At 58.3% G+C, this 21138-nt stretch carries 25 protein-coding genes; 18 read left to right on the top strand and 7 right to left on the bottom strand.

All coding sequences use genetic code 11. The features are described from left to right. Positions 1-285: 285 nt before the first annotated feature. Positions 286-1422, bottom strand: coding sequence for a hypothetical protein (locus EQZ23_RS17975; RefSeq protein ID WP_128455820.1), 1137 nt, complete (start codon positions 1420-1422; stop codon positions 286-288). A 43-nt stretch (positions 1423-1465) separates the two neighbouring features. Between EQZ23_RS17975 and EQZ23_RS17970 the strand changes: the two genes are divergently transcribed. Next, positions 1466-1663, top strand: a complete 198-nt coding sequence (locus EQZ23_RS17970; RefSeq protein WP_128455819.1) for a helix-turn-helix transcriptional regulator — start codon at positions 1466-1468, stop codon at positions 1661-1663. A 162-nt stretch (positions 1664-1825) separates the two neighbouring features. Here the strand turns inward: EQZ23_RS17970 and EQZ23_RS17965 are convergent, their stop codons facing one another. Together EQZ23_RS17965 and EQZ23_RS17960 are read right to left on the bottom strand one after the other, a co-directional pair. Beyond that, on the bottom strand, positions 1826-3349 hold the full coding sequence (locus tag EQZ23_RS17965) for an ATPase (RefSeq protein WP_128455818.1): 1524 nt from the start codon (positions 3347-3349) through the stop codon (positions 1826-1828). A 111-nt stretch (positions 3350-3460) separates the two neighbouring features. Beyond that, on the bottom strand, positions 3461-4204 hold the full coding sequence (locus EQZ23_RS17960) for a hypothetical protein (RefSeq protein ID WP_128455817.1): 744 nt from the start codon (positions 4202-4204) through the stop codon (positions 3461-3463). Positions 4205-4563: 359 nt separating this feature from the next. Here EQZ23_RS17960 and EQZ23_RS17955 point away from each other — a divergent pair, with 359 nt between their 5' ends. The 4 genes from EQZ23_RS17955 to EQZ23_RS17940 all read left to right on the top strand — a co-directional run bounded on the left by EQZ23_RS17955 (position 4564) and on the right by EQZ23_RS17940 (position 7594). After that, entirely contained in the window at positions 4564-5307 is a 744-nt protein-coding gene (locus EQZ23_RS17955) for a replication protein A (protein ID WP_128455816.1), read from the top strand. 333 nt (positions 5308-5640) lie between these two features. Continuing rightward, positions 5641-6810, top strand: a complete 1170-nt coding sequence (locus EQZ23_RS17950) for a hypothetical protein (protein ID WP_128455815.1) — start codon at positions 5641-5643, stop codon at positions 6808-6810. Between the two features lie 371 nt (positions 6811-7181). After that, complete coding sequence (locus EQZ23_RS17945) at positions 7182-7403, top strand: hypothetical protein (protein ID WP_128455814.1); 222 nt, start codon at positions 7182-7184, stop codon at positions 7401-7403. Beyond that, positions 7403-7594 (top strand): DUF6771 family protein, encoded by a 192-nt coding sequence (locus EQZ23_RS17940; RefSeq protein WP_128455813.1) that lies wholly within the window; start codon positions 7403-7405, stop codon positions 7592-7594. Before EQZ23_RS17945 ends, EQZ23_RS17940 begins: the two co-directional genes overlap by 1 nt. Before the next feature lie 444 nt (positions 7595-8038). Here the strand turns inward: EQZ23_RS17940 and EQZ23_RS17935 are convergent, their stop codons facing one another. The 4 genes from EQZ23_RS17935 to EQZ23_RS17920 all read right to left on the bottom strand — a co-directional run bounded on the left by EQZ23_RS17935 (position 8039) and on the right by EQZ23_RS17920 (position 14180). Beyond that, positions 8039-10078: an AAA family ATPase gene (locus EQZ23_RS17935; protein WP_128455812.1), complete on the bottom strand. Its 2040-nt coding sequence runs from the start codon at positions 10076-10078 to the stop codon at positions 8039-8041. A 294-nt stretch (positions 10079-10372) separates the two neighbouring features. Further along, on the bottom strand, positions 10373-11179 hold the full coding sequence (locus tag EQZ23_RS17930) for a DNA adenine methylase (protein WP_128455811.1): 807 nt from the start codon (positions 11177-11179) through the stop codon (positions 10373-10375). Between the two features lie 152 nt (positions 11180-11331). Then, positions 11332-12378 (bottom strand): phage portal protein, encoded by a 1047-nt coding sequence (locus tag EQZ23_RS17925; protein ID WP_240663666.1) that lies wholly within the window; start codon positions 12376-12378, stop codon positions 11332-11334. Further along, positions 12378-14180 carry a terminase family protein gene (locus EQZ23_RS17920; protein ID WP_128455810.1) on the bottom strand — a complete coding sequence of 601 codons (1803 nt, stop codon included), beginning with the start codon at positions 14178-14180 and terminating at the stop codon, positions 12378-12380. The genes EQZ23_RS17925 and EQZ23_RS17920 overlap by 1 nt, the downstream gene beginning before the upstream one ends. A gap of 168 nt (positions 14181-14348) precedes the next feature. On the opposite strand from EQZ23_RS17920, the gene EQZ23_RS17915 reads away from it, so the two are divergent. From EQZ23_RS17915 to EQZ23_RS17855, 13 genes are all read left to right on the top strand, one after another. Beyond that, a complete protein-coding gene (locus EQZ23_RS17915; protein WP_128455809.1) occupies positions 14349-15176 on the top strand; it encodes a GPO family capsid scaffolding protein in 828 nt (275 codons plus the stop codon). Between the two features lie 48 nt (positions 15177-15224). Then, positions 15225-16292: a phage major capsid protein, P2 family gene (locus EQZ23_RS17910; RefSeq protein WP_128455808.1), complete on the top strand. Its 1068-nt coding sequence runs from the start codon at positions 15225-15227 to the stop codon at positions 16290-16292. Positions 16293-16343: 51 nt separating this feature from the next. Beyond that, complete coding sequence (gene gpM / locus EQZ23_RS17905; RefSeq protein ID WP_240663665.1) at positions 16344-17210, top strand: phage terminase small subunit; 867 nt, start codon at positions 16344-16346, stop codon at positions 17208-17210. Positions 17211-17321: 111 nt separating this feature from the next. Continuing rightward, on the top strand, positions 17322-17540 hold the full coding sequence (locus EQZ23_RS17900) for a hypothetical protein (protein WP_128455807.1): 219 nt from the start codon (positions 17322-17324) through the stop codon (positions 17538-17540). Next, on the top strand, positions 17537-18028 hold the full coding sequence (locus EQZ23_RS17895; protein ID WP_128455806.1) for a head completion/stabilization protein: 492 nt from the start codon (positions 17537-17539) through the stop codon (positions 18026-18028). The genes EQZ23_RS17900 and EQZ23_RS17895 overlap by 4 nt, the downstream gene beginning before the upstream one ends. Continuing rightward, on the top strand, positions 18025-18252 hold the full coding sequence (locus tag EQZ23_RS17890) for a tail protein X (RefSeq protein ID WP_128455805.1): 228 nt from the start codon (positions 18025-18027) through the stop codon (positions 18250-18252). Before EQZ23_RS17895 ends, EQZ23_RS17890 begins: the two co-directional genes overlap by 4 nt. A gap of 4 nt (positions 18253-18256) precedes the next feature. After that, positions 18257-18610, top strand: coding sequence for a hypothetical protein (locus EQZ23_RS17885; protein ID WP_128455804.1), 354 nt, complete (start codon positions 18257-18259; stop codon positions 18608-18610). Then, on the top strand, positions 18610-19125 hold the full coding sequence (locus tag EQZ23_RS17880; RefSeq protein WP_128455803.1) for a lysozyme: 516 nt from the start codon (positions 18610-18612) through the stop codon (positions 19123-19125). The genes EQZ23_RS17885 and EQZ23_RS17880 overlap by 1 nt, the downstream gene beginning before the upstream one ends. Further along, positions 19122-19586, top strand: coding sequence for a hypothetical protein (locus EQZ23_RS17875; RefSeq protein ID WP_128455802.1), 465 nt, complete (start codon positions 19122-19124; stop codon positions 19584-19586). The genes EQZ23_RS17880 and EQZ23_RS17875 overlap by 4 nt, the downstream gene beginning before the upstream one ends. A 13-nt stretch (positions 19587-19599) precedes the next feature. Continuing rightward, entirely contained in the window at positions 19600-19836 is a 237-nt protein-coding gene (locus tag EQZ23_RS17870; RefSeq protein ID WP_128455801.1) for a hypothetical protein, read from the top strand. A gap of 11 nt (positions 19837-19847) precedes the next feature. After that, positions 19848-20150: a hypothetical protein gene (locus EQZ23_RS17865; RefSeq protein WP_128455800.1), complete on the top strand. Its 303-nt coding sequence runs from the start codon at positions 19848-19850 to the stop codon at positions 20148-20150. A gap of 11 nt (positions 20151-20161) precedes the next feature. After that, complete coding sequence (locus EQZ23_RS17860) at positions 20162-20644, top strand: phage tail protein (protein WP_128455799.1); 483 nt, start codon at positions 20162-20164, stop codon at positions 20642-20644. Beyond that, positions 20641-21096 carry a phage virion morphogenesis protein gene (locus EQZ23_RS17855; RefSeq protein ID WP_128455798.1) on the top strand — a complete coding sequence of 152 codons (456 nt, stop codon included), beginning with the start codon at positions 20641-20643 and terminating at the stop codon, positions 21094-21096. The genes EQZ23_RS17860 and EQZ23_RS17855 overlap by 4 nt, the downstream gene beginning before the upstream one ends. The last annotated feature ends 42 nt before the right edge of the window (positions 21097-21138 follow it).

Here is a 21138-nt window from a genome sequence, read left to right as displayed (position 1 = left end):
GTACCGGTCGGCCTTCCTATATAAGGTGGCAGATTTTGCGCGCAGCGACCATGAGCGCAATTCCGATCCTCCGTACGGACGCGTGCAAGCTCCGAGTTGAAGGGCATGTCACAAAAAGAGATTGCTACTTGTACGAGGTCGACACGTTTTACCCGTCGCACATGCCGGTTGATGCTTTGACAATGTAATTGCCTACCAAGAATCTATCAGCCGTAGTTCGTTTCATCCATATCGGCGTTGGCAGAAATGATTGCACCCCGTTCTTTCAGAATGGTATCTAATGGATTACCGTCGCGCGGATAAAAAGCTCCTATACTGAGAAGAGCTCATGTCGGATTCAAGTACGTGGTTCATCTGACTGCCCGTCTGTACGTGAAACGAAGGCAGATCCAGCAAGCCTCGAATTTGGAATACGATCTGATGAAACTCCTCTGTCATTCCTTTATCATCTATATTGATACCACTTCCTGTGAATTCAGGATCGAAGTTCAGCATAAACAGGTTATTTTCCACCTCCCCCTTACAATATTCCATGATGCGCTCGAAGCTATTTCGATACGACAACTGTACGGTGGATAGCTGGGCCGCATCAACAAAAGTTGCCACCCCCCAACTCACCACACCCAATAAATGCGAGCATTCTTGGACACTCGACCCTGCTGCACCCCTAGCGGATTCCGTACCAGCAAATATTGGAATAATTCTAGATCTTTGAAGAAAGTTATTCGACAGCTCGTCTTTAATGAAATTAAAGCGCCATCCAAACTGCACGCTAGTCTTGTGAGACCATGTAGCCCGCTCAGTTATGAAAATCAGCCCGCGCTTATATGGGATCCAGGCAGCACGGCTGCCATGTCCCAACTCTGCATTTAGCTTCGTTAAGCCAAATGAAATTGCGACAGACAAGGCTCTTACGATTACCGATGTAGATTGTGTCAACTGCACCTCGAGATTGTTCCCGAAATTTTCCCGCTGACAAAGGCGCTCCAAAGCGTGCCTTGTCCAAAAGAAACAGATAGGGGCTTCAAAGATCGCAGCTTTCTTATGTGAAAAAGTTGCACCAATACGGGCAATCATCAGGCTTTGCTCGGTAAAGGCCGGGTCTGTTGAAGTTGTATTTCTTCCGAATGTTATAGGCCAAAGAACGTGACCTTTGACCGAAAACGTTGTCTCTGCTTTGAGTTTCAAACGGTCGGCGGATCCACGACGCTCAAGGTCAAACACGCCAACATCAGTCAGAAGATTTTCGTACGCTGCAGCGAGACTCTTTATACGCCCCCGCCGATCATACCCTTGCCCGCCGTGAGTCGCCCAATCCCGATCATATATCGACTGAATTGAGCGAACGAAATGCACACGTCGCTGGAGCTGCTGGCGAAGCAATTGCCGTACGACGATGACAGGGGGTAGGTCGACATTCATAATCCCTCGATAAGACGGCAATTGAGCATCGCAACAAACGAATGTGCGCCATCATCGGAAGCTGAAGGGGTTGTCGCAGGAGCGGCTAGCGCTCGATGCGGGTATGGAACGCAGCTACGTGAGCGATCTCGAACGCGGCACTAGGAACCCGTCTGTGCGAGCACTGGGGCGACTGGCGGACGCGCTGGGGATCGAGCCGAAGCTGCTGCTGGAAGCGTCCGTAGGTGGACCTTCCATATAAGATACTCGGTTTAGCCCGAGTTCGACTGACTGCCGGCGCCGGCCGTCGATGGCGCTTGAGTTTTTCACGACTTGCTCGGCGCCTCAGCGATCTTCAGAGGTAACCCAACGTGTGCCCTCGGCGGCGAACTGCCCCCCTCGTCCGTATGAAACTGGACACAAATCAAGCCGTGTCAGACGTCGCACGGCTTTCCGTGAGATTGAGGCCCCGATGAAGCCCATCGTGAACCTTGTACAGCTCTGACTCAACAAATCCCTGAGAGCTAAAGAAACACTTGTACCGCCACTGGTTGGACTTCCCGACCCTGAAGCCGATAATTGAGTTGTCGAACAGAAACTTGAGGTAAGAAGTTACTTCACTGTTTGATGGTACCTTTCCACCTTTTCGAAGGCCTTGCTCAATATCTTCCCGATTGAAGTTCGTCTTTCCATTATTTTGCAATGCCGAAATCAAATCGTTGATAGCAGGATACTGAGTGCGCCATTCGTCTTTCAACTCTTCTACCAGCCATTCAGAGTAAGCTGGCTCGGCGTTGTAAATGGCTGCGCATTCTAAATAATTTTCGTCAACGCTTTCGCTTTCGAAAGGGTTGTCTCGCCGCTCAACCATGTCGAGCTTCACCAGTTGAAAGAAGCGGATGAAGTCCCTTGGCCTTAGCATGGTACGCAGCATAATATGGTCAAATGGTGCGCGACCCTGTCGCATTTGATCTTTGTCGAACAAGTCTTCGATCTTGACTATTTTATCCTCTTCGGCATTCTCGGCATAATAATTAACTCTCTCAAGTATCATTCTTGAAAGCCCGTCTTTGCTCCAGGCCAGCAGCTGTCCGCAATCTGACCGTAGCTTATTCTTGTCGTTGAGATCTAAAGTTTCAAAGATATCTTCTCGTAGAAAGATTAGCGGACGTATCGCTCCCTTGAACTTAGCATTGATGTATTCGGACGCACCAACAAGCCCAGCGATGACTCGCTGACTTGCTTCGAACGAAGAGGCATCCCAAGCCTCATCGATTCTATCAAAAGAGATAATAATTCGCCTCCCTTTTGCGTTTTCGCTAAGGGCTACTTCAAAGATGTCAGATAATCTTTCTACCGACCGATTTAACGAAGCCTGGAGCGAGGTATCTTTTTGGACATCTGAGAAAGAAATCTCTCCCCCGCTCGCACTAAAGCTATCAAGACTGAGACCATCTAAGTCCAAGCCTGCGGATGGTAGTTTAATGCGGCTAAGTTGAAGAAGTTTTTGACCAATCACTTGACCGAGAGAGGGCGTTGGTGATGTATAAATCTTTTCAATTATCTTTGCGGCATTTTTTATTTTGGCGCTTGTCTCACCGGCTTCAATTAAAGCCCTGACAGCCATTAAATAAATTATGTATTTCCAAGACTGGATATAGGCCAGCGAAGAAGCCTTCCCCTCGGTAGCAAGAAGTCCGTGTATGTCCCAGCTATAATTCTGCAGCGATAGGTTGATTGTTAAATCGTCGTCGCTCAAATATTTCGAGGCGTTGTCATTGAAATGTTGAAAAACAGCGGTTTTACCAGCTCCCTTTCTACCTAATATTAAAAACCGATAGCTATTATCGATCGCGGCCTGGAGAACTCCGTTTTCGAAGAAATAGCTGGAGAGGTTTTCATCTCGCTCGGCCGATACTTGGCCAAAATCAATCCAATCAATGATCATCTGGTTTCATGCCCCATTCCCATATCGACGAGGTAAATGTCCTTGATCGCCGCCGCAAGACTGAACCCGGGTTTGTTCACAACCCAAAGTTGGTTGAACTCGCTTTCCTTCTCAAAGCACCCCAAACGGTTGCCCAGCAGAATGGCCTCCCGGCCTCAGCCGCCGCCGCTCCCCTGTTAATAGGCCATAAAGCAAGGTGGTACCGCTTACAGGTTTTCGGTCTCGAACACGTTGCAGCTTTGCAGACGCGCTTCCAAGCTCAACCTCCAGCACATCCGCCCTTGCGTCCAAAGCCCTGGCTTGAAAGTCGAACGGCTCGACGTCGCTCGGGTGGTAGGTGAACCGGTAGCTGTTCGGTCCGCCGACCTTCATTACGAAAGTCGCCAGAACCTTGCCGTCGGCGTCCCTTTGAATGCTCACTTCGCCCACAATCAGCCCGTCTTCCAGCCCCGCCACGTTCCTCCCATCAGTCATGTAGTAAATCCCGGCGGCGTTTGGCCACGTTACCCCGAGGCCTCCAGCGGGCGAACCGTCCGGCAACTGTGCGACGACGCGCAGGGCGACGCTAGAATCACGCGTGGGCGCCCCCGCCAGTTCCAGCCTTACTGGTCCGGGCTTGTTGTAGATGTGGACGCGACCCTCTCGGACTGCCCAAAAGCCATCCGCGCGGCCGGCGTTGACCTGGTAACGGGCGGTTCCGTCTGCGTTGAGGTCGACACCTACCTTCAAGCCTGCTTCCTCAAAGTGGTACTTGCCCACGAGAAGTCGCTGATTGGGAGGGAGTACGGTTTGGGACGATGCGGGGGCCACAGCCACCAGTCCAGTCAACGCAGAGGCACAGATCAAGCGAAGCATAGCCACAACCTCCTACCCAAAGCGCCCCACGTAGGACCCAAACGAATAGCCTAGCTAAGCCGCTTCCAGTAGGAAACATACTGCTGACCAACGTTATGTAACTTAAAGAAGGGTGGTGCCGCTTACAGGACTCGAACCTGTGACCCCCGCATTACGAACGAAGCCTTTAGCCCGGACTTCTAACGTTCTTGCTGGGGAAACTCTAGAGCCCCGCACCTTCTAGCCCCGCAGGAATCCGTTATCAAAAACGGACTGCACCGGAAACGCACCGGAGGCGAAACCATCGACATCGAGCCCCGCAATCCCAGCCCCAGCGCTGGCCGATTGCCTGCCATCGACTTCCTTCGGGAGCCGACACGATGTCGAATTCACTGCCCGCCGCCACTTCCCCCCGCGCTCCTTCCGGCACGAGCAACATCGCCCGCTCGTTTAGCGAAGTCACCACCGGCATCCGCGACCGCGCACGCTCAAACTCGCCAGTGCGCCGCAACAGCCACAATGCCGGTGGGTCCGAGGGGTCCCTCTGGCGCACGCACAACACGTTTCCGAAGACCGAACACAATGCGCGGATGCGCGCGGCCGAGGCGTTCGACCATGAGACCAAGCTACCGGGAAAGCGCAACGGCGCCCTGGGCGCGGTCGGCCTCGAAGTGCTGCGCTGCCTGCTTCGCCTGCGCGGCCGGAAGGACGGCCGGCTAGATCCGACCTATCAGTGGATCGCGGACAAGATACACCGGTCGCGTAGCGCTGTCGGTGAGGCGCTCGATCGACTGAAGGCTTGTGGCTTTCTTGACTGGATCCGCCGCTGCGTGCCGATCGAGAACGCCTTGCCTGACGAACAACAGAGCGAGCAAATCTCCAACGCCTTCATCCTGCTACAGCCGCCAACGGTGCGCGAATGCGTGCGCCGGATCCTCCGCAAGCCGAGCGAGTTCGTCCGCGCTGTTGCCGAGAAGCTCGCGCGCCAAAAAAAGCTGGACGCTGCGACGGTCGACGACGTGATCGCCGAAGTCCAGAGCCCCGAGCTGCGCGCCATCCTCGCGCGCGTCCGCGCTGTTGTTGATAGTGCAAATCCGCCGAGCGGTCACACAGAGGCCCTGTAAGATCTAAATATAAAAGGAACGCCTATGGCGTGCGCAGTTTGAAGCTCCACCAAGCCCCCGAGGCCCCGAACCCAACGGGTTCAGCATTTAGCGACCGCTGGTGAGCGTGCCGGCTTGCGCCGTCCCGTGCATCCTGGGGAGGATGCGCAATTTCGGTTGCATCACGTCATCGATGTTAAAAATATGGAAGCGCGGAAAAAGGTTCTGGCCCCGAGTTGGGATCGCAAACCGAACATCGCGTGTACGGCCGAACCTAGTAAAAAAACTACACGGTAAATTTCTGCAAGTGCGACTAATTGATCGTCGGGCGGCATCGCCAAGGGGTTAATTTTTATGCAGACTTTTTCCGATTATGCCGCCTCCAAGGGTTACTCGACGGTTAGATGGGAAGATATTCCTTCCCTGTCAGAGCCTATCTACAATTTCTATTTTCAATTCAGTCATGCTTTAAGCGTGGGTCGTCGAGACGGAAATCCGATGATACTGGACGTTCACGTTGTCGATGAAACTGGCTTCGGAGCGTTTGCCGGGACCTATGCTGAAGCAGACGCCATTGTACTATATCGTGACGTACCATTGTTGATTTTGAAGCTTGCGAGGGCATTAATTTCGCAAGGGATAATTTTGCCTGATATTCGTTCGGACGATGTGGATCTAACGCCAATCATCGTTCCTGGAAGTTTGAATGATTTTCTGGGCGCCGTGAACGTCTGGGATGTCCCACCGTTAGCTGACAGCAAACGTGAGTTTTTGGCACTAAAGCTCGCCGAGTATGCGAATCTATTCATTATGGCTCATGAGTTCGCCCATATATTTAACGGCCACACGAGCTACGTAAATCGGACGATGGGAATATCTACGATAGTAGAGCTTGATAGTGACATCACGCAAACTGCGGGAAATTACGATCGAGAGACGCTTGAATGGGACGCGGACAGTTTTGCTCAGGAGCACATTCTTAAACGCGCTATTGAGTCCACCGATTATTTGGTTGACGGGCGATCCGCCTTGCTGATCCCTGAAACAAACCAAATTGGATCGTTGAATGACGCGATAGCTATAGCGTTTTTTAGTTCAGCAATATGCAGCCTCTTTTTTTCCGTTAATTCGTATCAGTCGGCAAGCGACCCGACACCCAAAGTTCATCCACACCCTGCGTTCCGCGCGGCGGGCGCTGCGGCAATGATCGCTCAAACCTTAGCCTTTCGCACCGGCGGAACTGAGGAACAGTTTCAGGACATATTGCATTCCAGCATCGAGCAATTTCTGATGACTGTGAAAGCGACTTTTGCAACCCCCGGTGAACCTAAGTGGGCGGCTAACGTTGCCCAAATCGGCGACCCAGAGGTGTTCGGTCACGCACTTGCGCAACGTACGGAGATATGGTCCGAAACTTGGTCAAGAATCCATTCTGAACTTAATGAGGCGAAGCGAGGGCCTATGATCCCTCTCGCGACCCCCGCTAGACACCCCGCATTTCCCGACAATGATAGGCTCGGTTAATCACCCCGATTTCTTGATCTGGCGTCCTGCAAAGCTATCGGTTTGTAACAGAATACCCCACGCCAAGACGCTGCTCCTGGCGTTCAACAATTCCACCGGTGCTGCACCAGATCGCACCCGGTAAATCCGCAGCGTACGTAATATCCCCCGTAGGGCCGTGGAGGGCTTTCCACCGGTTGTTCGACTGCACCTTTCGCGAGTTAAAAAGACCGCGGGCGAGGCGGGGGGAATAGCGTGTTTCGCGGGGTAGCGAGCCCGAGAGCGGCGAAGCGGGCGTCGATCATCTCATAATTTTCTTTCGCGTAATTTTATTGCGCACCTGCCGACCACCCGCGCTTTGCGTTCCCCATCTGTTCCGCTATAGCTTTGGCATGGAACACGCACCCGAGTCGATGCGCCACAGCGCACAGCCCTTCAGTCAGACGCACAGTCTCATCGCAGAAATCCTGCCCGACATCCGGCCATGCGAGATGCAGACGATCTACTTCCAAGCGATGGAGGATGGGCCGGCCTCGCTGCTCGCGCCGATCGAGGCGGAGTTCGCGCGTCGCGGCCTGTCACCGCACGCGACCTACTCAACCAACTACCTTTGATGGGTGGCATGATCACTGCGGAGCGGATTGCGTCGCTGATTAAGGACGCCCCCGCCTGGGCGCTGATCGGCCTTGCCGCGCCGGGGGAAAACCTGCGTGCTGCTGCCCAACTCCAGGTCGCGCAACATATTTATAGCGGTCTATTTCAACCGGTAGCCGCCGAAGCGATACAGATCCCGCTGCCTTGGTGATCTATGGGCAACGCGCGTTTCAGGACGTTGGGCGACTTCGCGAAGCATGAAGCGAATGTCGGCGCTGTATGTGGCCGTTGCGGACGCAAAGGCGTCGTGCATCGAGATATTCTCGCCCGCTGGTGTTTCCTCAAGCGGGTGAACAGCATGGTAGAGAACCTGCCACGATACCTACGCTGTTCGAAATGTGGAGGCAGGCCGAACCGAATCGTGCCAACGCCGCTGCCGCCATCCTTCCCTTTATACGGTCGTGACGAACGACACTGGAAGCGCTTCGAGCGAAGGCTCCGAGGGTAGGGGGCACGTCGGACGGCCCCTCATGTTGACATCGTCCATGACCAGCAATCTACTAACGCTGAATGATAGATTTTGACGTTTCACGGCTTAAGACAGAGTATGACACCCGCCGTTCTCTCATTCCGTAGAGATTTCATATGAGGCAACTCAATCCACAAATTCCGAATTAGATAGCGTCGTAAGAGCGTCAACAATTGGAAGCGGGCATAGATCAAGATCAAGACCGATTACTTCACTGATGATTGTATCGAGGAGCCTACCTTTTCCTGACCATCTACTGAGGGGATGCAAATGACTGCAAACGAGTTTTTCAAGCTCATGCCCTTTCATGGTTTGAAAACCTGCCGGTACACGAAGCTCAAGCCCTCCGAAATATCGACTGGCAACCATCAACCGATCGTCTTCCTGTGCAAAAGGCACTTTGGATGCAACGAAATCGATAAGCTTCTGAAGAGTCTTTGGGCTTTTCGACAGTAAATCACTAAGCCCAATAGGATAATCATACGCAGACGCCTGCCCGCGCACGAGCACAGCGCCGATGAGTAATGGGTCCAGAAGGACGTTCTCAATCGCGTAGTGAGTACCGATTCCTAAGATGACAATGCGCTTATCCGGCAAGTTGCGGCCATTATCCCAGTCGAGCAGACCGAATAAAGATGGTACGCCCCGCTCCACAAGATTCTCGACGACGCTGCGTGCTAGGGAACACCCCCCGGCATCGTCACCTCCTTGACCAGTGGGCTTTTCTTTGCGCGCAGATACAAAACCAAGACCGCGTTTAAAATCGACTCTACCCTTCAGCTGGCCGACCAACGCATCATACCAGCGCGCGTCATTACTACTCTCCACGAATATCTGTCGGCGAGCGCTAGAGTCGATCGTCAACGCCGGTAGCCCGAAAGTTAGACGATCGATCGCATGCTGCCGTGTAACACTACGAGGAGTTGGATCTGCCTGTGCCATCTCGAAGACACTACCCTCTGGCGCCAATGCAACCGTTGTAGGTGAGTGCGTAGTCAAGATAATACTTATACCCTCGCTCTCCGCGAGGCCTATGATGGATTTGATCCAACGAGCAACAAAAGCCGGATGAAGGGAGGCATCAACCTCGTCTAGCAATAGCAGCTTCGGAATCGTTAACACCAGATTTGCTTCGTCGAACTGGTATGTAGACAGGGCGAAACGTAAAAGTACCTGCTCGCCTGAGGATAGATCAAAAAGACGGACATCCTTTCCGTCTGCCTTACGCCTTAAAGAAAAGCGGACGTTGTTATCGAACAAATCAGGTTCAACAACCTCGTAATTTAATCCCATTACTAACAAAGCATCGTTTACTAAATTCCAAGGTGGCGGACCGTTTACCTTGGCAAACTGATCAAGATCCAAACCCAAGGGGGTACCTAAATAAATTCCTTGCGCTATGGCACTGATGTTTTGATGATATCGCTGTATATAAGAAGAGAAAGCCTGTGATACGTTAGAATTAAACCGGTCCATTACCAACTGGTTGCAGAACCTCGACAGGGCAGCCGGGGATATCGCGAGCTTGGGCTTTCCCGTTTTGTCAGATAGGCTATGTACTTGGAAAGCGAGTTGACCCAACGCGCTTTCGCAATTTATAAATTCTAGCTGCTGCTCGGCTATATTAAAGCACCGCCTCACCTCCTCTTCGTTAATAACAAGACCTGCATTCGCAGCTGCCAATATCAAGGCGTCTGGCCCATTTGCCCAAACATCGGCTTCCCAGTCATCTGAGGGATCCGGCACCAGTTCTTTAATAGGAATTATTGATCTGAGGTGATCCAAGTGCTCTGCGAGCAGGGACTGCCTTCCTGTAGAGAAATGGGCCGCATTATCAAATACCGCACCTCCCGCCACCGGCTTTGAGCGTACATCTACAATGCCGACTGAGGAGGTGACGGACAACATCGCTGGCAGCGTATCGCGGGCAGTTAAAAGGACAACCTCGTTCCGGAACGGAATGTCTTCTTCCTCGGGAAGAGCCATATCCGCAAATAAAGCCTCCCCGAATAACGAGCATTCGATACGCCCGTCTGCAAGCCCAACAAGCAGATTAGATTTACCGACTCCATTGATTCCAGTGATAACCGAAAGGGGCTTCATAACTCTTGACTGAAACGGGGGAATACCGCGAAAGCTTTGTTTGTTGGCGATCGTAAAGGTCATTAATTTCCCCTAAGCGAAACAGGTCGGTCAAAACCGACATCACATTTTATCGATGCCGCCACAACAAGACGAAGGTACGACCGCACGGTAGAAACGTGTAGTACCAGGACATTGTAAGGTGCGTGGCGCCCGGGCGATACCCCTTACGCTGTTGCCCACACGAGCAAGTAGCCACCATCGCGCACTGCTGGCGGGATTGCGCTAAATTGAAGATTTTAAGAATTTCGTTTGACCACCTCGTAAGCCAATCTTTCGCCAAGGCAGATTAGGGGCGGCACGAGGCAGCCCCAGCCGTCATCGTGCGTCGAAGTTCGAGATAATAAGCTCAGCGGCCTTTACGCCGGCCCCAGCGCCGACTGTGTACGTTGTATCGGCCTCGATCATACGGAACCCGGCGAACGTCGCACGCACGCCGGGCGTATCGTTGATCGACAACAGGAACTTGCCCTTGATGCCGGCGAGCTGCGCCGCGAGATGGTCGAAGTCGCCGCGGCCGAACACGTCCTGGCCGTAGTCCTTCTCGCAACCCCAGTAGGGCGGATCGAGATAGAACAGCATCCCGGCGCGATCGTACCGCCGGATGAACTCGCCATAGCCGAGCTGCTCGATCACAACGCCCGCTAGGCGCTCGTGAATGTCCGCAAGCATAGGCTCCAGCTTCGATACGTTGAACCGCGATCCTGCGTCGGTCCGGACTCCGTAGTTTCGACCGGCCACCTTGCCACCGAACGCCAGGCGTTGAAGGTAGAGAAAGCGGCAGGCGCGTTCGAGGTCGGTCAACGTCTCGGGCGGCGTCGCCTTCAGCCGCTCGAACTCGGACCGGCTGGCCATGCGGAAGCGCAGCATGTCGAGCATGTATGGGTAATGCCGCTGCAGCACGCGGAAGAACGTCGCGACATCGCCCGACACGTCGTTGATGACCTCGACCTTCGGCCGCGATCGGCGACGAAGGAAGACGCCACCCATCCCAACGAAGGGCTCGGCATAGCCGTCATGGTCGACGCGCTCGATCATCGCGACCAGGCGCGACGCCAAATTGCGCTTGCCGCCAATATATCCCGCCGCGGGTGCGACAGGCTGCACAGAATTAAGGGTGTACATGTAGGATTTCCTCGCCTTGTAGAGATCCCGCCCACGCGATGAGCGCGGGTGCGGGACGGCCGGTTGGCCAATGGTCGTGGCGAGCGTGATCCTCGTCGGTTTGCCGGGTTGCACCCCGACATCCCCCGCCCGGCTATGCCGGACGTGAAAGCTTAGCTGACTGGTGCGGGTGCCTTGCGCGGCGCAAATGCGACCGCCTCGACGCCTACCACCTCATTGATGTCCAAAAGGCGCGCCTGGATCGGTTCGATCTCCAGCTCGAAGAACATATCGACCGCCTCGCTCGGCTTGCCGAGCGTCGAACCCTGCGCCGGCACAATCCCCAGCAGCACAGGCGGCGTGCGGTGCGCTGCAAGTACGTCGTCGCGGGTCGCGTTCTTGATCCCCATAAACTCGTCGTTAGCGCCGACCTGTGCGATCGGCAGGATCTTGATCCCGCCATCCTTGCCACCTGGCTGGTGGACGAAGAGGTTGCGGAAGTTACCCGGCCCCTTCGACCGCTTCAGCGCGTCGCGGATCGCGTTGACGTCGCCGTCGGAGAATTCGCCGGTTGCATGTAAGATGAAGCCCGCGTGACTACCGTTCAGATAGTATTTGCGGCGAAACAGGGTGGCCGCTTCATTGAGCAATGCCGATTGCAGCGCCGAGATATACTCTGGCACCCCGTAAATCTCCTGGTTGATGTCGGGCTGCATGATCTGAATGACGCTACCCGGCCGGAACTCGAATTCCGTCGCCAGGTTCTCCACGAAGAAATAGCGGCCCCCTTCGATCCCGCGGCGTGTGAATTTCGCGAGGGAATGATCGAGTCGCATCAGCCCGCCAAGAACGCTGCGGCGCTGCTCAACGAAGCCGAAACCGAACACCAGGTAATCGAACACCAGCTTTTCAAACGCGCTACGGGACAGCCACGGCGTCGGCATGAAGGATCGCACCAGTAGATTGCGCTTCAGCAGGATAGCCGAGCTGTGATGCGGACTGGCGCGAAACGAACGGGCCAGGCCTTCGACGCTGATCGGTGGTTCGAACCACCGGCCGTTATGCGGGCATTCCAGCATATCGAGGATTTCGCGCCGGCTATTCACCGGCTCCGGATCTCCGAACGAGAACGCTGCGACCGACGTCGACTTGTCCGGCGTCGCGACGATCGCGCCGGCTCGGCCGGCCTCGTGACGGCCCATACGGCGTGCCTTGCCCATTACAGGATCTCCATGGTCGACTTGGGCGCTTCGCGGCCGTCGAGCGGTTCGTTGTTGAGAATGTGCATGATCGACCAGGCGAGATCCGCATGGCCGTCGTCGCCGCCCCGGCCGGCCTTGAACGTGACGTTCCGGCCGCTGGTGGTCAGCGTCTTCTTGATAGATACGAAGGACGAGACAACGTCGAGCCAGCTGGCATCGAACGCCATGCGCCCGCGCGAAATGACGTTCTGCGCCTTCATGATCATCATGGCCTTCACCTCCAGCGAATATTCGATCTTTGTGACGCCCTTGATCCCGGCATCGGGTTTCGCGAGCAGCTGATAGACGCCGGCGCCAACGCCGGACGCATCGATGCCGAGGAACGTGCAATTGTACCGCGACAGCATGCCCTTCACGAAGGTGGCCTGCTGTTCGAAATCGAGACCGCGGAGCGGGTGACGTTCCAGCAACCGAAACGGGCCGCCCTGGACCAACGGCGGTGCCATGATCGAGAGGGAGGCATTGTCGCCGTTTTCGCTGTTCTGCGGATCATAGCCGGCCCAGACCGGGCGCTCGCCATACGGGCGCGCGGCCTCCGGATTGAAGTCCGTCCAGTCCTCCATTGAATCGCAGCCGCATTTGACCAGGTCGTTGAACCGGAACGCGGACAGGCTGTCGTCGACGAAGTCGCAGTCGAACAGGTTGGCGAACTCGTCGGGCGCATATTCGTCGCGCAGCTCGTCGATGTCGAACAGGTCGCACCCTGCCGCCTCGGCATCCGTGATCGTCACGATATGCCGCCAGATACGATCCGGTCCCTGCGCGCCATCCTTCAGCGCGGCATGGCTGACATCGATCTCGACACGCTCGGCTTTCGCGCGACGCCGGTTGCGTCGCTCACCTGTCCAGTACGGATATGCCGCGTGCGCGATCGTCGATGGCGTCGAGAAGTAGGTTTTGCGCCACTTCTTATGCGTCGCCATGCCCGAGGCGACCTTGTTCAACTCTTCGAAGCTGTGAACCCAAAAAAATTCGTCGAAGTAGAAGTTACCGTGACGGCCCTGTGCGGTGCGAAAGTTCGTACCGAGGAAGTGTAGCTCGGCCGCAGCCTCTTCCGCCGGCCGCAAATCCGATGTGATATTCATCGGGTCGCCGGCAAGGCTGACGCCGACCAGCTTGGCAAAGCTGACGATGTAGCTGCGGAACTGGTGCGCCTGCGCCTTCGACGCCGACAGGAATATCTGGTTGCGGCCGGTCTCGATCGCGTCGATCAGCGCCTCGAACGCGAAATAGTAGGTCGCACCGATCTGGCGCGACTTCAGTATCATGCGCGTTCGAAACGATAGGGCCTCGAACCAAGCCTCTTGATAGCCGTACAACTGGTCGAGGAAGATGGCCTTCAACTCGGCCGCCTGGTCGGCGGTGAAGTGGTTCTTCTTCGCCTTCTTCTTTTCGCCCGCGTTGCGGTTCGCGACACGGTCGTTCAGATCGCCGGAATGACCGCCTGGCGCTTCATAGCGACGTACCTTAGCCAGGCTCTCGACCTGGCGACGTAGCGCGTCCAACTCGGTATAGTTGTCGCCGGTTTTCTTATCCTTGCAGATCAGCACCATCAGGCGCGTATCGAGGCAATCCTCCAGCTTGCGGATCGACGGTGCGTCGTCCCAATTATGTCGGCGCGCCCAGCTTTTCACCGTGTCGTATTTGACGTCCAGTTCGGAGCTGATCTGCGCCAGGCTCCACCCGCGCCAGTACAGGCTGCGCGCCGCGCGGATCCGTTCTTCGACGGGCAGGGTGAGAGGGTCGGCAAGGATCGACATGTCAGCGCCAGCCTAGCCACGCCTGCGGGCCTGCCGCCCCCCACCGCTCTTGTAGAAAGCAATTCTACAAGAGCGTGCGCTTGAGGAAGGCACCGTATTCGGTCCCTGTTCGACCTCGCTAACGGGCGCTTGGCGCGCCGCAACCGACCGAACCGAGGACCAGCCGCCATGGGCACCAAGAGCAAGCCGTTTCGCATCTTCGTCGAAGGTGAAACCATCAGCGATGGCCGCAAGGTCACTGCCGAGATGATCGACGAGTGCATCGCCACCTTCGCACCCGACACCTACAGCCCACGCTGCAACATCGAGCATGTTTCGGGCTATAGCCCCGAGCCCCCGTTCAATGGCTATGGCGACGTCGTCGAGCTGGAAGCCAAGACGGACGATTTCACGATCGCCGGCAAGGTCGAGAAGCGCCGTGCGATGTACGCCGTCGTCGAGGGCAACGACCAGCTGGTGGCACTCGCCAAGGCCGACCAGAAGCCGTTCCCATCGGTCGAGCTGACGCCCAGCTATGCCGGGTGCGGCAAATTCGGCATCATCGGGCTGGCGTTCACCGATACCCCGGCGTCGATCGGTACGCAGCGTCTGCAATTCTCGAACCGCGCGCCCGGCACCGTATTTGCCTCAGCAACCGACGCCGTCACGATCGAATTCGAGGCTAAGCAGGCCGAACAGGAAAAGGTCGAGAGTATAGTCGACCGCCTGTTTTCGGCCGTTGTCGCCAAGTTCAAGCCGACCGAGCCCGAGAAGCCGAAGGATGAACCGAAGCCCAAGCCGGCTAACGATAACTTCGACGCGGCCGGGTTCGCGACCGACATGCAGACGGCCTTCAGTGGCGCTCTGACCGCGGCGCTCAACCCGATCATCGCGACGCAGACCGCCCAACAGCGCGATTTCGCCACCCTGAAAACGAAGCTCGAAAACACCGAGCAGCAGGGTTTCTCACGCTCGCCCGCGTCGGGCGGCGGGGATGACGCCGTTACCGACTGCTGATCGTCAGCCCCCGCCCCGACCGCAAAGACCTCACAGGAAGCGCCCCCAATGCTCAACATCACCCGCAACAAGTACGACGCCTACACCCAGCAGATCGGCAAGCTGAATAACGTCGCCGATCCCAGCCGCTCGTTCGAGGTGCTGCCGTCGGTAGCGCAGACCCTCCGCGCCAAGCTGAAGGGGTCGAGCGACTTCCTGTCGAAGATCAACATCATTCCGGTGGTCGCGCAGGAAGGCGACAAGGTCGGCGTCGGCGTCAAGGGCACGATCGCCAGCCGCACCGATACCCGCGTGAAGGACCGCGAGCCGCGCTATCCCGGCGATCTCGACGAGACGCGCTACCGTTGCGAGAAGACGGACTTCGACACGCTCGTTCGGTACGAAACGCTCGACGCGTGGGCGCATCAGCCCAATTTCCAGACCCTGCTGCGCGACGCCATCATCAGCGCCAAGGCGACCGACATCATCACGATCGGTTTCAACGGCGTGAAGGTCGCCAAGGATACCGACCCGGTCGCGTTCCCTCTGCTCCAGGACGTCAACAAGGGCTGGCTCCAGCACATCCGCGAAGACGCGCCCGAGCGTCACGCGGCCGGGGGTGACCTGAAGCAGGAAACCCGCGTGAACGGCGTCGTGACGGTGCCGGGCGCGATCTACGTCGGTGCCGGCGAAGTCGGCGAAGAGGTCGACTTCGTCAACATCGATGCGCTGGTGTTCGCCGGTATCGAGCTGCTGCACGAGAATTACCGCGAGGACACCGACCTGGTCGCGATCGTTGGCCGCGAGCTGGTGAACGACAAGTATTTCTCAATCGTCAACGCGTCCGGCGACAAGGCGACCGAGCAGCTCGCGCGCGACGTTCTGCTGTCCGACAAGAAGATCGGCGGTCTGACCGCGGTCCGCGTGCCCAAGTTCCCGAAGAGCGCCATCCTCATCACCACGCTCGCCAACCTGTCGGTCTACGAACAGATCGGCACCGAGCGGCGCAAGATCGAGGACAACGCCAAGCGCGACCAGATCGAGAACTATGAGAGCGTCAACCACGCCTATGTCGTCGAAGACATGGGCAAGGCCGCGCTGATCGAGAACATCGTCATGGGCAAGAAGCCCGCCTGACGGCCGGGCATCTAAACCCTTTCCCCCGTTCCCGCCCCCACAGGACACGCCATGAGCTTCGCTCGACGCCAGGAACAAATCCTAGCCATGAAAGCGGCGTCTGCTCCTGCATCCGGGGGCGGGCACACCCGCACCGCCGCGGTCGCCACACCGACCGCGGCGGACCAACTCCCCGTTCCCGCCGGCAACACGCCAGCCGCCCGCGGGGCCGCAACCGTTGCCATGCGATTCCGCCACGATCGGCAACGTCTCAAGCAGATCAAGTCGAAGGAATTGAAGGTCGCCGCCAAGCGCCAGATGCTTCCCGAGTATCAGGCCTGGTGCGATGGCCTGCTGGACGCCGGCCGCGGCGTCGAGGGTCGGCAACTGAAGCCGACCGGCGCCGACGATGTGCTGCCGAGCATCATGGTTTGGTGCCTCGACGTTGGCGACTGGACGCGTGGCTTGATGCTGGCGAGTTTCGTCCTTCGCTTTTCGATCCCCATGCCGAAGCACTTCGTGCGCGATGCCGCGACGTTGGTCCTGGAAGAGATCGCGGACGCCGCCCTGCGGGCACAGGCACGAAGCGAAGCATTCCCATTGTACGTGCTGGAGGCCGTCGAATTGCTGACGGACGGCATCGACATGCATGACGAACCCAAGGCCAAGCTCTTCAAGGCGATCGGTGCCGAGCTGGTACGCGCGGCCGGTGAGGCAACCGGCGACGCGATCGTGCCGACGATCGAGCGCGCCATGGCCGTGCTGACCCGAGCCCAGGACAAGAACGAGCGCGTCGGCGTGAAGACGATGCTGCGCGGCCTAGAAAAAGCGAAGGCGGCGGCCATCAAGAACGCTGCCAGCGATCCTGAAACCACCCCCGGCGATACCGCAGATGCGACCGCCACCACCGAATCTCAGGCTGGCGACAACGCCGGCTGACCAAGCTCGCCCCCGGCGCTCGGGGACGGATCACGCGAGACGGGAGGCCTCCGGGCCGCAGGGCCGTCGATCGACCTGATCCCCACCCCCGTGAACTTTTGAGGACTGACAATGCCCGGCTTTCTCGCCAGCACCCTGATAGCCTTCGTCGGCGTCATCGCCGTGATCGGCGCGATTGCGCTAGCCATCGTCGGGCTCGTGGTGCTTGCGATCGAGCGCAAAGGCGATCGTCCCATCGAGCTTTCGCCGCGGACCTTCGCGCTCAGCGCGATCGTCCTGGGGACCTTGATCGGCACTCAGGCACTCGATCTCATCGGCGTTGCGCTGTGACCGGTCTGATCGCAACCGTCCTGCCCGATGAGGATACGCTGCCCCCGGCGATAATCGTCAACGACGGCTTTTTCCCCGACGTCGATCCCGCGATGTTCCGCGCGCAACACCGTATTCGCGATGCCGTTACGACAGAACGAGCGCGCGAGGCGCTGATCGCTGCGATGCTGGCGGTGTATCGCGATCTCGCTGCATGGTCCCGCGGTCACCGTGCAGCCGGCTTGAAGACGCTCGCCGACGTTCGGTTGTCGGACGGCTCCATCTCGACGATCGACGGCACCAATACGCTCGTCCTGCTGTACCATCGGGCGGTGTTCACTGCGGCCAAGGCCGAAGTCGTCGAGCGCTATCGCGACGTCGACCTGACCAGCGCCGGACAACGCAAGGTCGAGGATCTCGAACCCAGCGTCACGGAACTGCGACGCGATTCAATTCACGCGATCCGCGATATGCTCGGCGTCACGCGCACGGCGGTCGAATTGATATGACCGCACCATTCGAAATGGTTCGCGCGCGCGACGGCGACACGCTGGACGCGCTGATCTGGCGCGAGCGCAACCTCGGCCCCGCGGATCTGCAAACCGTCCTTGCCGCCAATCCCGGCATCGCCAGCCTCGGACCGATCCTCCCGAAGGGTCAGCCGATCAACCTCCCTGCCATCGCAGCACCGGCCACCGCCGTCCGCACCGATGTCCTCAACCTGTGGGACTGACCGTATGAAGGATCTACTCCACGAATTTGGAGCGTGGCTATGGGCGTTCGCCGTCAGCCTGGTCCCCGCTGGACTCGGCTCCGTCGTCAGCCTCCTAGTCGAGACCGGGCTTACCTGGGGCCAGCGCTTCGCCCAGGTCTGGGTCGGCATCGTCGTCAGCTACTTCGTCACCAACGCCACCAACGCGCTGTTCGGACTGCACCCGTTCGTCTCGCAGGCGATCGGCTTTCTCGTCGCGATGGTCGCCTTCAAAGGCGCACCCGGCTTCATCGCCGGCTGCGCTGCGGTCCTCGCCGAACTCCCCGGCAAACTCAGCGAGCGCCTGCTCGCGCTCATTCCGCGAAAGGACCCCAAGTAATGCCTGGCCACAACAGTGGAACGTCGCAGCCGGTAAAGCTCAAAACGCTTATCGGCGTGATTGGCGCGGCCGCAGCGCTGATCGTCACGCCGTTCGTCTCCGGATGGGAGTCGGGCGGCACGCCACGGCTCGTCGCCTACCAGGACATCGTCAAGGTCTGGACGATCTGTGGCGGCGAAACGCTCGGCGTGAAGCCCGGCATGGTCGAGACGGTCGCCGGCTGCGAGCTGCGCGAGGAAGCGGCGCTCATTCGCCACGCCGAACCGGTCCTCGCCTGCACGCCGATCCTGCGCACCCATCCCAACCAGCTCGCGGCCGCTATCAGCCTCGCCTACAATATCGGGACCGGTGGCTACTGCGGTTCCACCGTCGCGCGGCGCTTCAATGCCAGCAACTGGCGCGGCGCCTGCGATGCTTTCCTGATGTGGAACAAGGCCGGTGGCCAGGTCGTGCGCGGCCTCGATCGCCGACGTCGTGCCGAGCGCGACCTTTGCCTGAAGGAGCTGCCGCGATGATCCGCGCCTTCTTCATTAAGGTGAAAGCCGAAGCGTTTTTCCTTGTCCTGCTCGCCGTCGCGGCGGTCGGCGCATGGCTGTACGTTCAGTACCGGCAGGTCAGCGCCGATCGCGACGATCTACGGCACCGCGCGGAGCTGATCTGCGCTGGCTCGGGCGCCGACTTCGCCGCGATCGGCACCACCGCGCGCGGCATCCGCTGCGCGCAGACGGTCGCCGGCCTCGTCAAATTCAAGGGCGATAGCGACCAGCTCGCCGCGGCGACGCTCGCGAAGGCGATGGCCGACCACGACGCTCAACAGAACGAAGACACCCGCGCCGCGCGCGCTGCTGCCGAGGCAGCAAGCTCGGCCGCACAACGAATGGAGATGGCAGATGCGAAAGCTGAACGGACGAACATTGTCGATAGCGAGTGGTTTCGCGCTGTTAACGGCGTTGCCGGCCTGCACCCGGCACGCTGAGGCCCCGCCCGCGGTGGTCTCAGCGCCGATCGTCGTCACGGTGAAGGCCAAGCCGCCTGCCGATCTGCTGCAGTGCGCAGATCGCCCCGCCGGGCTTCCCGAGGATCCCGCGCTGATCGCGCAGATCCCGACCGCCATCCGCGCCGGCATCATCCGCCTCGCGCGTGCCTTCGCCGGCAACGCCGATCGCGGCGACCGCCTCGTCAACTGGAATGCGCCCGGCACCTGCCGGTCCGCCAACGCAAAGTGAAAGGAGCCTCGGTGAAAGTCCGTCTAATCGCACTGCTCGCACTGCCCGCGCTGTTGGCGTCCGCCAGCGCGCACGGCCAACCGAGCACGAACTCGGAGTCGCAGGATGGCTATCACGCGACGATTGCCGGCAGCGTCGGCCCCGACCAGGCGTACACCGTGACGTTGATGACGCGGCCGTACAAAGTCCCCGCCTTCGACAGCAAGGGCTACATGGCCGCGTATATCTACCTCGAAGGATCGTGTGCCGGCACGGTTAGTGCCGTCATCAAGCAGGTCGCAGTCAAGCGACGCCTGTCTGCCCCGAACGGTTGAACGGATCCACCATGAAGAAACTAGACAGCCTGCGCTCGCATCTTCTCGCATCTGTTCCCGAAATCAGGAACAGCCCGGAGAAGATGGAGATATTCGTCGATAAGGGCGATGTCGCCGTGCGCGCCGGCTCGCTGTCGTTCGAGTATAGCTACACCGCATCGGTGTGGGTGCAAGACTTTTCCGTCAGCGTTGACAACCTGCTGGTGCCGATCCTCGCATGGATGGCCGCGAACCAGCCAGATTTGTTCGAGAAGGGGGACCGCAAGCCCTTTACGTTCGAGTCCGAACTGCTCGATGCCGAGACGTGCGACATCACGATCTCGATCAACCTGACGGAACTGGTCCGCGTCGAGCAACAGGCGAAAGGCGTGAAGGTCTTCCACTTGCCCGAGCCGGTAATGCTCGATCAGTTTGCCGGCGTTCCGACCGGCACCAAGTTATGGGCCGGGCTGATCGAGGACGTCGCCGGCACGATCGAGACGGTCACGCGATGAACGACTTCGCGCCGATCGAGCAGCTATGCCGGGATTTGCTGCTGCGCACGGCAGCGCCCGAGCGAGCGCGTCTCATGCGCTCGATCGGTCGCGAGATCCGCAAGAGCCAGTCCGATCGCATCGCCGCCCAGCGCGACCCTGACGGCGCGGCCTTCGCCTCGCGCCGTCCCAAGCCCGATCGCGGCAAAAAGGGCCGGCTGCGGCAGCAGAAGATGTTCCGCAAACTCCGGATGGCGAAAAGCCTGAAGGCTGGCGGCAACGCGGATGAAGCATGGGTCGGCTTCGCCGGCCGGGCGTCGCGGATCGCGAGCATTCATCAGGAAGGTTTGTCGGATGCGCCCGCACCGGGGCAGGCGAAAGTCCGTTATGCGCGCCGCGTCCTGCTCGGACTGACGGAAGCAGAACAGCAGCGGATCCTCGACCTCATTCTCGCTCAGGTCACCGCGAGCTGATCTTGTAGAAAGCGTTTCTACAAGAGCGCGGCATAGCCATGC

Source organism: Sphingomonas sp. UV9 (assembly GCF_004101245.1).
GTDB lineage: Bacteria > Pseudomonadota > Alphaproteobacteria > Sphingomonadales > Sphingomonadaceae > Sphingomonas.
This window is presented reverse-complemented; position numbering and strand designations above follow the sequence as displayed.

Excerpts from the sequence above, each read along its gene's own strand:
- EQZ23_RS17975 (WP_128455820.1), bottom strand. The coding sequence starts at position 1,422 with ATGAATGTCGACCTACCCCCTGTCATCGTCGTACGGCAATTGCTTCGC.
- EQZ23_RS17855 (WP_128455798.1), top strand. The coding sequence starts at position 20,641 with ATGAACGACTTCGCGCCGATCGAGCAGCTATGCCGGGATTTGCTGCTG.
- EQZ23_RS17965 (WP_128455818.1), bottom strand. The coding sequence starts at position 3,349 with ATGATCATTGATTGGATTGATTTTGGCCAAGTATCGGCCGAGCGAGAT.
- EQZ23_RS17955 (WP_128455816.1), top strand. The coding sequence starts at position 4,564 with ATGTCGAATTCACTGCCCGCCGCCACTTCCCCCCGCGCTCCTTCCGGC.
- gpM (WP_240663665.1), top strand. The coding sequence starts at position 16,344 with ATGAGCTTCGCTCGACGCCAGGAACAAATCCTAGCCATGAAAGCGGCG.
- EQZ23_RS17960 (WP_128455817.1), bottom strand. The coding sequence starts at position 4,204 with ATGCTTCGCTTGATCTGTGCCTCTGCGTTGACTGGACTGGTGGCTGTG.
- EQZ23_RS17930 (WP_128455811.1), bottom strand. The coding sequence starts at position 11,179 with ATGTACACCCTTAATTCTGTGCAGCCTGTCGCACCCGCGGCGGGATAT.
- EQZ23_RS17880 (WP_128455803.1), top strand. The coding sequence starts at position 18,610 with ATGCCTGGCCACAACAGTGGAACGTCGCAGCCGGTAAAGCTCAAAACG.
- EQZ23_RS17885 (WP_128455804.1), top strand. The coding sequence starts at position 18,257 with ATGAAGGATCTACTCCACGAATTTGGAGCGTGGCTATGGGCGTTCGCC.
- EQZ23_RS17875 (WP_128455802.1), top strand. The coding sequence starts at position 19,122 with ATGATCCGCGCCTTCTTCATTAAGGTGAAAGCCGAAGCGTTTTTCCTT.
- EQZ23_RS17935 (WP_128455812.1), bottom strand. The coding sequence starts at position 10,078 with ATGACCTTTACGATCGCCAACAAACAAAGCTTTCGCGGTATTCCCCCG.
- EQZ23_RS17925 (WP_240663666.1), bottom strand. The coding sequence starts at position 12,378 with ATGGGCAAGGCACGCCGTATGGGCCGTCACGAGGCCGGCCGAGCCGGC.
- EQZ23_RS17940 (WP_128455813.1), top strand. The coding sequence starts at position 7,403 with ATGGGTGGCATGATCACTGCGGAGCGGATTGCGTCGCTGATTAAGGAC.
- EQZ23_RS17945 (WP_128455814.1), top strand. The coding sequence starts at position 7,182 with ATGGAACACGCACCCGAGTCGATGCGCCACAGCGCACAGCCCTTCAGT.
- EQZ23_RS17890 (WP_128455805.1), top strand. The coding sequence starts at position 18,025 with ATGACCGCACCATTCGAAATGGTTCGCGCGCGCGACGGCGACACGCTG.
- EQZ23_RS17910 (WP_128455808.1), top strand. The coding sequence starts at position 15,225 with ATGCTCAACATCACCCGCAACAAGTACGACGCCTACACCCAGCAGATC.
- EQZ23_RS17860 (WP_128455799.1), top strand. The coding sequence starts at position 20,162 with ATGAAGAAACTAGACAGCCTGCGCTCGCATCTTCTCGCATCTGTTCCC.
- EQZ23_RS17950 (WP_128455815.1), top strand. The coding sequence starts at position 5,641 with ATGCAGACTTTTTCCGATTATGCCGCCTCCAAGGGTTACTCGACGGTT.
- EQZ23_RS17900 (WP_128455807.1), top strand. The coding sequence starts at position 17,322 with ATGCCCGGCTTTCTCGCCAGCACCCTGATAGCCTTCGTCGGCGTCATC.
- EQZ23_RS17920 (WP_128455810.1), bottom strand. The coding sequence starts at position 14,180 with ATGTCGATCCTTGCCGACCCTCTCACCCTGCCCGTCGAAGAACGGATC.
- EQZ23_RS17915 (WP_128455809.1), top strand. The coding sequence starts at position 14,349 with ATGGGCACCAAGAGCAAGCCGTTTCGCATCTTCGTCGAAGGTGAAACC.